A 678-nucleotide genomic window follows, 5' to 3' on the forward strand; every position below is an offset into this window, starting at 1 on the left:
CGCGAGCGCGCCGGAGCGAGCTATGCGCCGCAGATCAGCTCCAGCTGGCCGGTCGATCTCGCCGCCGGGGGGACGATCACCGCGGTCAGCCAGCTGCGGCCGGAAGACGTGCAGGTGTTTTTCGAAGTGGCCGAGCGGATCGCCGCCGACCTCACCGCCAATCCGGTCAGCCCCGATGAGCTCGCCCGGGTGACCGAGCCGCTGCGCCAGCTGGTCCAGCGTGCAGCGACCGGTAACCAGTTCTGGATGTACCAGCTGGCCGGCGCGACGCATGACCCGCAGCGGGTCTTGCTGCTGCGCTCGCTGCTGGTCGACTATACCCAGACCACGCCCGAGGCGATGCAGGCGCTGGCAGCAAAGTACTTCGGCGGCCAGCCCGGTTGGCGGCTGGCGGTGATCCCGGAGGGGCAATCGCTGGCGGGGGAGAACAGTGCCAGGGCCCAGGCCGTGACGGGCCGCTGAGCGCCGCTGCGCCAAGGCCAGCCTTGGCGCGATGCAGAATTATTGCGCTTGCGAATGCCCGGTCCATCGGCTTGAGGGGAGGCTGGCGCATTGCCGCGCCTGTGCAGACGATGAAGTGAAGACGGACAATGGCTCGCGAATGGAACCCTGACAGCTGGAAGGCACACCAGGCCCGGCACCTGCCGACCTACGAGGATGCCGCAGCCCTGGCCGAAG

General features: G+C 68.9%; 1 protein-coding gene. It reads left to right on the plus strand.

What is annotated here, in order from left to right; all coding sequences use genetic code 11:
* A partial coding sequence (locus AC01FP_RS18450; RefSeq protein ID WP_474482317.1) for a hypothetical protein occupies positions 1-462 on the plus strand: 462 nt, incomplete at its 5' end.
* Positions 463-678 lie beyond the last annotated feature (216 nt).

It is taken from the genome of Cyanobium sp. NIVA-CYA 375 (assembly GCF_056108345.1).